Source organism: uncultured Cytophaga sp. (assembly GCF_937863595.1).
Taxonomy (GTDB): domain Bacteria; phylum Bacteroidota; class Bacteroidia; order Cytophagales; family Cytophagaceae; genus Cytophaga.
In genome coordinates, this window is the sequence record NZ_CALMGQ010000044.1 from 1 (window position 1) to 8837 (window position 8837).

General features: G+C 36.4%; 8 protein-coding genes. 6 read left to right on the plus strand and 2 right to left on the minus strand.

Annotated features, from left to right (window positions below; genetic code table 11):
• The first annotated feature begins 121 nt into the window (after nt 1-121).
• Complete coding sequence (locus Q0543_RS03285) at nt 122-1453, plus strand: DEAD/DEAH box helicase (RefSeq protein ID WP_299249068.1); 1332 nt, start codon at nt 122-124, stop codon at nt 1451-1453.
• 41 nt (nt 1454-1494) lie between these two features.
• Here the strand turns inward: Q0543_RS03285 and Q0543_RS03290 are convergent, their stop codons facing one another.
• Complete coding sequence (locus Q0543_RS03290) at nt 1495-2613, minus strand: MBL fold metallo-hydrolase (RefSeq protein WP_299249071.1); 1119 nt, start codon at nt 2611-2613, stop codon at nt 1495-1497.
• Nucleotides 2614-2771: 158 nt separating this feature from the next.
• Between Q0543_RS03290 and nagB the strand changes: the two genes are divergently transcribed.
• The 5 genes from nagB to Q0543_RS03315 all read left to right on the plus strand — a co-directional run bounded on the left by nagB (nt 2772) and on the right by Q0543_RS03315 (nt 7829).
• Entirely contained in the window at nt 2772-4685 is a 1914-nt protein-coding gene (gene nagB, locus Q0543_RS03295; protein ID WP_299249074.1) for a glucosamine-6-phosphate deaminase, read from the plus strand.
• A gap of 157 nt (nt 4686-4842) precedes the next feature.
• Nucleotides 4843-6405 carry a GMC family oxidoreductase gene (locus Q0543_RS03300; protein WP_299249077.1) on the plus strand — a complete coding sequence of 521 codons (1563 nt, stop codon included), beginning with the start codon at nt 4843-4845 and terminating at the stop codon, nt 6403-6405.
• A gap of 36 nt (nt 6406-6441) precedes the next feature.
• A complete protein-coding gene (locus tag Q0543_RS03305; RefSeq protein ID WP_299249080.1) occupies nt 6442-7170 on the plus strand; it encodes an aquaporin in 729 nt (242 codons plus the stop codon).
• Nucleotides 7171-7292: 122 nt separating this feature from the next.
• Nucleotides 7293-7493, plus strand: a complete 201-nt coding sequence (locus tag Q0543_RS03310) for a YwbE family protein (RefSeq protein WP_299249083.1) — start codon at nt 7293-7295, stop codon at nt 7491-7493.
• A gap of 39 nt (nt 7494-7532) precedes the next feature.
• Nucleotides 7533-7829: a Dabb family protein gene (locus Q0543_RS03315; protein ID WP_299249086.1), complete on the plus strand. Its 297-nt coding sequence runs from the start codon at nt 7533-7535 to the stop codon at nt 7827-7829.
• Nucleotides 7830-7908: 79 nt separating this feature from the next.
• Here Q0543_RS03315 and Q0543_RS03320 read toward each other — a convergent pair.
• Nucleotides 7909-8837, minus strand: a 929-nt coding sequence (locus Q0543_RS03320; RefSeq protein ID WP_299249089.1) for a T9SS type A sorting domain-containing protein, incomplete at its 5' end; no start/stop codon positions are given.

Here is an 8837-nt window from a genome sequence, read left to right on the forward strand (position 1 = left end):
ACCTGTAAAGTTAATATTTTATCAGTTACTCCCCAGCTTTTTTACCTGACCCTTTTTATGATAAAAAAACGAGTGAAATGTAGTATATTTACTCAATTCCAATTAGATACAATATAATTTTATGTCATCGACATTTAACGACTTTAATTTCAATGCAGGTTTATTAGACAGCTTAAACTCCATGGGCTTCAATAAACCAACGCCTATTCAGATAGAAGCCATCCCTGTAATCATGTCCAATAAGGATTTGGTTGCGTGTGCACAAACAGGCACGGGCAAGACAGCAGCTTACATGCTGCCTATCTTAAACAAAATAATCGAATCAAATACAGACGGATTGGATACCTTAGTTCTGGTACCTACTAGAGAACTTGCAATACAAATAGATCAACAGATTGAAGGTTTTTCGTATTTCATCAATGTAAGCTCTATTGCTGTATATGGTGGTGGTGATGGCGCAACATGGGATCAACAACGTAAAGCGTTAACGGATGGTGCGAATATTGTCATTGCTACTCCTGGTAGATTACTTGCACAATTACAATCTGGTACTGCCAACTTAACAAAGATCAAACATCTTGTATTAGATGAAGCCGATCGTATGTTAGACATGGGTTTCTATGATGATATTGTTCGTGTAATAAGTTATTTACCTACAGAAAGACAAACCATTATGTTTTCTGCTACCATGCCTACGAAGATGCGTGCATTAGCAAACAAATTGATGGTAGATCCTCAACAAATCAATATTGCGATATCTAAACCTGCTGCTGGTATTTTACAACAAGCATACTTGGTTTACGAAGAACAAAAAAATAAATTAATAAAACACATCCTTGCTAGTGGTAACTTCAATAGCATCATCATTTTCTCTTCTACAAAAGAACACGTAAAAAAACTAGAACGTGATTTGTCCAATATGGGCTTTTCTCTTAAAGGTTTCCATTCGGATTTGGAACAAGAAGAGCGTGAAGAAATCATGCGTGCCTTTAAAAGTCGTCAATTACAAATGTTGATTGGTACGGATATTTTATCACGCGGTATTGATATTGATGGAATTGATTTAGTTATCAATGCAGAAGTACCAGGTGATGCGGAGAACTACATACACCGTATTGGACGTACAGCACGTGCTGCAACAACAGGTACAGCAATTACATTTATCAGTGATACCGATCAATATAAATTTTTACAAATTGAAAATTTAATTGGAAGAGAAATTGAAAAATTAACCATCCCAATTGAAATTGGAGAGGGTCCTGTTTACGAACCAGAAAAAAAACCAAAGCATCAAGCAAAAGGCTATTCAAACGGTAGTAAATCTAAAAGTAGCAGTAATAGTAGCAGTAGTAATAATAGAAGCGCTCCTAAAGAGCATTCAAAACCCATACACCGTGAACCAAGCGGTATCAAACACACGATTGTAAAAAAACCAAATCCACCGCAGGAGTAGATTGAATTATGAGTTATGAATTCATAACTCATAATTCATAATTATTTTTCCCACCATCTGCTGTTAGGAAATATACTATCCAATATTACAGTTTCCCCAATCATCGGAGTAACAACAGTAACTTTTTTCTTATGCGCTTCAAGTGTTAAGCGATTTATAGGTTCATTCCAGGCATGAAATGCAAGCGTATATTTCCCCCAATGAACGGGCATCAATACTTTTGCCTGTAAGTCAACACTTGCTTGTACAGTCTCCTCAGGCATCATGTGAATAAACGGCCAATATGCATTGTATTGACCGGATTCAAGAAAGGCTATATCAATCGCTCCGTACTTTTCGTTTATTTGCTTAAAGTGGGTATCATACCCAGAATCACCACCAAGATAGAGTTTATGCGTTGGCGTTATGAGCAGATAAGATGCCCATAAGGTTTTATTTCTATCGGTAATACTTCTACCAGAAAAATGTCGAGCAGGCAAACACACCAACTTGATATCTGAAGCTAGATTTATTTCATCCCACCAATCCAATTCATGAATTTTAGCTGTATCGATTTCCCAAGATTCTAAATGCGAACCAACACCAAGTGGCATATAATAACCCCCAACTTTAGCTCTCATATCAAGCGTTGTTTGATAATCTAAATGATCGTAGTGATCGTGGGTAAGAATAACCACATCAATATTTGGAAAATCGGAGGGACTATAAATTTCAGTTCCCATATATTTTTTATTGCCAATACCTTGGACAGGAGAAGTACTATTACTGAATACAGGATCCACTAAAATATTTTTTCCATTTAATTGAATAAGATACGTTGAATGCCCAAACCAGGTGATTGTTGGTTTATCAGATGGAAGAATTGTTAAGTCGCGTTTAATATTTGGGATAGGTTTCTGTGGTTCACGTGTAGAATCGCTCACAAATTGTTGTTTGAGCATATCCATGTAAGAGGCATCATCAGACATCATTGGAGTGGGAGACGTATTTTGAAATGCCCCGTCTTTATAGTTGGGTGATTTTATAATTCGTTTTAAACGTGTATTCGACGGAGTATTGCCAAATGGAGCAGTTTGAAGAAATAGGATCGTTCCACTTGTAAAAATGGCAAGTATTATACCTGTTAGTAACATGATTTTATAGGTGCGTTTTAAGCTCATGATTAATAGTCGTATGTAGGATAGAAATATTGTTTTTGGTGCAATAATAGTAGGAATTATTTAGTGCACTGATCACGAGCCACTTTATTTTTTTGCTCAATAGTAAACAGTTTCGTTTTTTTTCTCGTTTATTTACAAAAAGCTTATTTCCAATTCCTATGGATGTTTCAAACAAAAGTTTCGAAAAACTATCAACTACAATATATGCCTCTGCAGATGAAGCCTCTCAAGCTGTAGCGCATGAATTAGCTGCAATAATCAGACAACGACAAACAGAAGGGAGACAGTGTATACTAGGTTTGGCTACAGGATCTACACCCAAGGGAGTCTACGCTGAACTGATTCGCATGCACCAAGAGGAAGGTTTGAGTTTTTATAATGTAACAACTTTTAATTTAGATGAATACTACCCCATCGACCATACTGCTTTACAAAGCTATGTACGTTTTATGTGGGAATATCTATTCGACCACATAGACATACCAAAAGAAAATGTAAACATTCCAAATGGAACGATACCCAAAGCGGATATAGATGCATTCTGTAAACAGTACGATGAGAAAATAGATTCCTTAGGAGGTTTAGATGTGCAGCTATTAGGTATCGGCAGAACAGGACATATTGGCTTTAATGAACCTGGTTCTCGTTTAGATTCTAAAACGCGTATTATAACATTAGATCACGTAACACGCATTGATGCAGCAAGTGATTTCTTTGGCGAAGAACACGTTCCTAGAACGGCGCTCACAATGGGAGTAGGGACTATTTTTAAAGCTAAGCGCATCATATTAATGGCATGGGGCGAAGGGAAAGCACACATCATTAAGAAAACAGTAGAAGGAGCAATATCTGAATCCATACCAGCTACATTTTTACAAACGCATGGAAACGTAGGGGTTATATTGGACGCTGCATCGTCAGCAGAATTAACACGTATCAAAACACCTTGGCTGGTAGGTTCTGTTGAGTGGGAACAAAAGACTCGAAAAAAAGCAATCGTATGGTTGAGTTCGATGGTACATAAATCCATATTAAAATTAACGGATAGGGATTATAATGAAAATGGATTATCAGAATTGGTTGCTCAATACGGTCCAGCATACAACATCAACATAGAAGTATTTAATCTCTTACAAAAGACAATAACAGGTTGGCCAGGAGGCAAACCCAACACAGACGACACCAATCGTCCAGAACGGGCGTTTCCATTCCCAAAGCGTGTGGTTATATTTAGTCCGCATCCAGATGATGATATCATCTCTATGGGCGGAACATTTATTCGTTTGGTAGACCAAGGACATGATGTACATGTTGCCTACCAAACTTCTGGTAACATTGCAGTATATGACGAAGACGTAATTCGTTTTGCAGATTTTGCAACCGACTTCAATCAATTTATTCATGAAGGAGAAGATACAACTACTGCTTTTTTCAAAAACACAGTTCAAACATTGAAGAATAAAAAACCGGGCGAAATGGATCCAACTTCAGTAATGAAAATGAAGGGATTGATTCGTAGAGGTGAAGCTAAAGCAACATGCAGATATGTTGGCATACCCGATGCCAATGCACACTTTTTAGATATGCCTTTTTACGAAACGGGTTTGGTAAAAAAGAATCCGATTGGTAGAGAAGATATAGATTGTGTAAAAAAAATATTAATAGATTTAAAACCCAATCAAATTTTTGCAGCGGGTGATTTATCAGATCCACACGGAACGCATCGAGTATGTTTGAAAGCTATTTTCTTGGCGTTAAATGAATTGAAAGATGAAGAGTGGATGCAAGAATGTCGCGTATGGCTATACCGTGGTGCATGGCAGGAATGGGACATCGATCAGATTGAAATGGCAATACCCTTAAGCCCGGATGAATTGATGCGCAAGCGTAGAGGTATCTTTAAGCACCAATCTCAAAAAGATGCACCGATGTTTCCGGGAGCAGATCCTAGAGAGTTTTGGCAACGTGCCGAAGATCGAAACAGAACAACCGCAAACACATACAATACACTTGGCTTACCTGAATACGAAGCAATAGAAGCGTTTGTAAAGTGGGATGGAAGATTGATTTAAATTTCTTATTTTATATTTATAAAGCTTGCACATTCAAAGGGGTTGCACATTCAAAAGAATGTGCAACCCCTTTGAATGTGATTTTAAAAAACATACTTCAGATTTTAAATAGAATGTTTTTTTATATTAATCTATATTCTTTTAATTTATTTTAAGCATGAATCAAACAGAACAATACGATATAATAGTTATAGGAACGGGAGCTGGAGGAGGCACACTAGTGCATACACTTAAAGATTCTGGAAAACGCATTCTTGTATTGGAACGCGGTGGATTCCTTCCTCAAGAAAAAGAAAATTGGGATCCAAAAGCAGTTTTTATAGACGAGCGCTATCATACCAAAGAACGTTGGAAGGATAAAAATAATAAAGAGTTCAGGCCAGGTACTGGATATTGGGTTGGTGGGAATACCAAGGTATTTGGTGCAGCATTATACCGAATGCGTGAAAAAGATTTTGAAAAGGTTGAACACGAAGGAGGAACTTCTCCCGCTTGGCCTATAAAATATGCTGACTTTGAACCGTATTATACCAAAGCAGAAAAATTATACCAGGTTCACGGACAAGCAGGCATAGATGCTACAGATCCATTTAGGTCAGAAGCATATCCAGAACCTAAAGTGAGCCACGAACCGATCATTCAAGAAATACACAATCATCTTGAAAAGAACGGATATAACCCATCGTATATTCCATTGGCTATAAAACTAAATGAAGCCGATAAGGTAAATAGCTTATGTATTCGCTGTGATACCTGCGATGGATTTCCATGCTTGGTACATGCTAAATCAGATGCAGATAGAAATTGCATACGACCTACCATTAAAAATACCAATGTCACCTTACTCACCCATGCTGAAGTGTTAAAACTTCATACGGATGACACAGGAAAACATATTAATAAAGTTGAAGTCAGGATCAACGATACCATTTATTACTATTCATCCAACATAGTTGTCGTTTCTTGTGGAGCAATAAATAGTGCAACATTATTTTTGAAATCCGCAAATACATTGCACCCGAATGGCTTAGCCAATGCATCCGATCAAGTAGGACGCAATTTTATGAAACATCAAAATGCGGTAGTTCTTGCATTAAGTAAAAATGAAAACACCTCCATATTTCAAAAAACCTTGGCAATAAGTGATTTTTATTGGGGTGAAAAAGAATATAATTTTCCAATGGGACACATTCAAATGATGGGCAAAGCAAACGGAATCATGTTAAAAGGAGATGCGCCCAAAATCACACCTGAATTTGTGTTGGATACAATGGCAACACACTCTATTGATTGGTGGCTGACTACAGAAGATTTACCAGATCCAGAAAATAGAGTTATGGTAAAAGATGATTGTATTCACGTACATTATACAGAAAACAATACAACGTCTTTTCACAGATTGATTCATCGATGGAAAGAATTATTAAATGAATCCGGCATGTATAGTTCTATTTGGGATTATTCATTGAACATTAGTCAAGATATTCCCTTATCTGGAGTTGCACATCAAAATGGCACATTGAAATTCGGTACAGATCCAACAACGAGTGTACTAGATATCAATTGTAAAACGCATGAAATAGATAATTTGTACGTGGTTGATGGTAGCTTTTTTGTTTCAAGCAGTGCGGTGAATCCTTCGTTAACCATTATTGCGAATGCAATTCGGGTAGGAGAGATTATATTAAAACGATTAAATAATACTAATTTAAGTGACTAATCAGACTTTATATACATTTGTCATTTAAACGAATCAATGAATAAAATTGCAAACACGTTCAAATCCAATTTACCACTTTATCTAATTGAAGCATGGGGATTGGGTTTATTCATGATATCAGCATCCCTGTTCACCATTTTCTTTCAACATCCCGACTTTAAATTTTTAGAACTTATTCCTTCTGATTTTATTCGGCGAATGATAATTGGTTTGGCAATGGGACTTACAGCTATGGGGATTATCTACTCACCATGGGGAAAAAAATCCGGCGCACACATTAATCCAGCAGTAACACTATCGTTTTTATTTTTAAAGAAAATAAAAACGATAGATGCATTCTTTTACATGATTTTTCAAACCATCGGAGGTACACTTGGTGTTTATTTGATAGCACTTATCTTACCAGTTTATATGAATGATTCAAGCGTTCAATATGTAGTTACAGTTCCTGGTATCAGTGGTTTGAATGGAGCAATCATAGGTGAGGGTGTCATCTCATTTATACTGATGTTTACGACTCTCCTAATTTCTACTAATCAAAAATTTAAAAAAGTGACTGGTTTTGTAACCGCAATACTTATAACATGCTTTGTCGTTTTTGAATCGCCTTTTTCTGGATTCAGCATGAATCCTGCTCGTACCTTAGCTTCCGCAATTCCTTCTGCTATCTGGACAGATTGGATAATGTATATGATAGTCCCTACAATTAGTATGTTAAGCGCTGCGAGTATTTATAAAATCTTTTTTTCAAAAAGAAAGACATAGAATGTTATAAATTTTGTATTCAATGGTATTATTTAATATTTTAGTGTTGTTCAATCACACCTTATACTATTTTTAAGAAAGTTTTAGTCTTACAAATGGAATAAATATATCAAAGTCATTTCATGGACGGTAAAATCCGATCGAATATTGTTAAAGGTTCAAAAGTCAGCATTGTACTAAAAAAAGATCAAAAATCCGGATTACGTACAGAAGGGATTGTCAAAGACCTATTAACAAGTGTACCCAAACATCATAGAGGAATCAAAGTACGCTTAGAGGATGGCCAAATTGGTCGTGTACAAGAGATCCTTGAACAAGATTGAATTACAACTTTGTAAACGTTTACCATAAAATATATAAAAATGCTTAGTCACCACGTATTATTCTGGCTTAAAGCCGATACAACAGCTGAACAAAAAAGTGCATTCCGCAAAAGTTTAGAAACGCTTAAAGATGTTGAAACCGTTAAAGGTTTATATATCGGTACACCTGCACCAATAGAACGTGCAGTTGTAGATACCACCTATACATTCTCCTTGTTGTTATTATTTGCTGATATCGCAGGTCATGATGTGTATCAAGTACACCCATTACATAAAGCATTCTTAGATGAATTTAGAGCAACGTTTGAAAAAGTAGTCATTTACGACGCTGAATAAATTTAACATATTTCATTATATAAAAAATGCCCTGTTAAAATATAACAGGGCATTTTTTATATAATGTGGTTAATGAAGGCTATTGCTTTATTAAACGTTTCATTAATTTTCCTTGAGTCGTATTGACTTCAACAAAGTATACTCCAGATGGCAATTCTTGAACATTTAACTGTCTATTCGTATCACTAACAGTTGAGAAGCTTTCAACTAACGTCTTACTTCCATCAGCCGAATAGATGGTTACAATGACATCATCAAACGAACCATTAAATTCTAAGTTAGAATACCCAATAGAAGTAGGGTTCGGATACAAATCAATGGCATTTGAAGCCAAGGTTTTAGTAATACTTGTTGGAGTACCAACCTGAACCGAAACATTAATCGTAAATGGAGAATTCACATCCGAACTAGCAACGGATACAGCGCCGTTTGTAGGGGCAAATGCATCTGTCGGAATACCTGAAACTTTAAATGTTGCACTTCCATTTGGTTCAATTGAATTTGAAGAAATTGAAGTAATCGTAAACCCTGTAGTACTCGATACAGAAAATATGGTTAAGGTAGTAGATCCCATATTTTTAATTGTAAAGGTATAAGGAGATGTAGATACATTTTTCAAATTTGAACCTATACTCATCATAGTGCCATTGTTAGCTAATACCGTTGAACCTGCCATAACTTCCATAGAAGAAATAGAACTTGGATTCGTTACCGTTAACACTTGGGTTACTGGTGCAGCAGCATTGAATGTTGCATTACCCGCTTGATTTGCTACTATGTTTGTTGTACCAGCACTCAAAATCGTTACAACACCAGCAGCTGTTACCGTTGCTACAGCAGGATTGCTACTTGTAAATGTTACAGCCAATCCAGATGATGCAGTTGCTGTTACCGTAAAGCTAGCATCACCAACTACTTTTGGAGCAAGAGGGCTCAATGTAACGGTGTGATTCGTTTTAGCAGGATTCGTTACGGTTAACACTTGAGTTACTGGTGCAGCAGCATTGA

Excerpts from the sequence above, each read along its gene's own strand:
- Q0543_RS03285 (WP_299249068.1), top strand. The coding sequence starts at position 122 with ATGTCATCGACATTTAACGACTTTAATTTCAATGCAGGTTTATTAGAC.
- Q0543_RS03290 (WP_299249071.1), bottom strand. The coding sequence starts at position 2,613 with ATGAGCTTAAAACGCACCTATAAAATCATGTTACTAACAGGTATAATA.
- nagB (WP_299249074.1), top strand. The coding sequence starts at position 2,772 with ATGGATGTTTCAAACAAAAGTTTCGAAAAACTATCAACTACAATATAT.
- Q0543_RS03300 (WP_299249077.1), top strand. The coding sequence starts at position 4,843 with ATGAATCAAACAGAACAATACGATATAATAGTTATAGGAACGGGAGCT.
- Q0543_RS03305 (WP_299249080.1), top strand. The coding sequence starts at position 6,442 with ATGAATAAAATTGCAAACACGTTCAAATCCAATTTACCACTTTATCTA.
- Q0543_RS03310 (WP_299249083.1), top strand. The coding sequence starts at position 7,293 with ATGGACGGTAAAATCCGATCGAATATTGTTAAAGGTTCAAAAGTCAGC.
- Q0543_RS03315 (WP_299249086.1), top strand. The coding sequence starts at position 7,533 with ATGCTTAGTCACCACGTATTATTCTGGCTTAAAGCCGATACAACAGCT.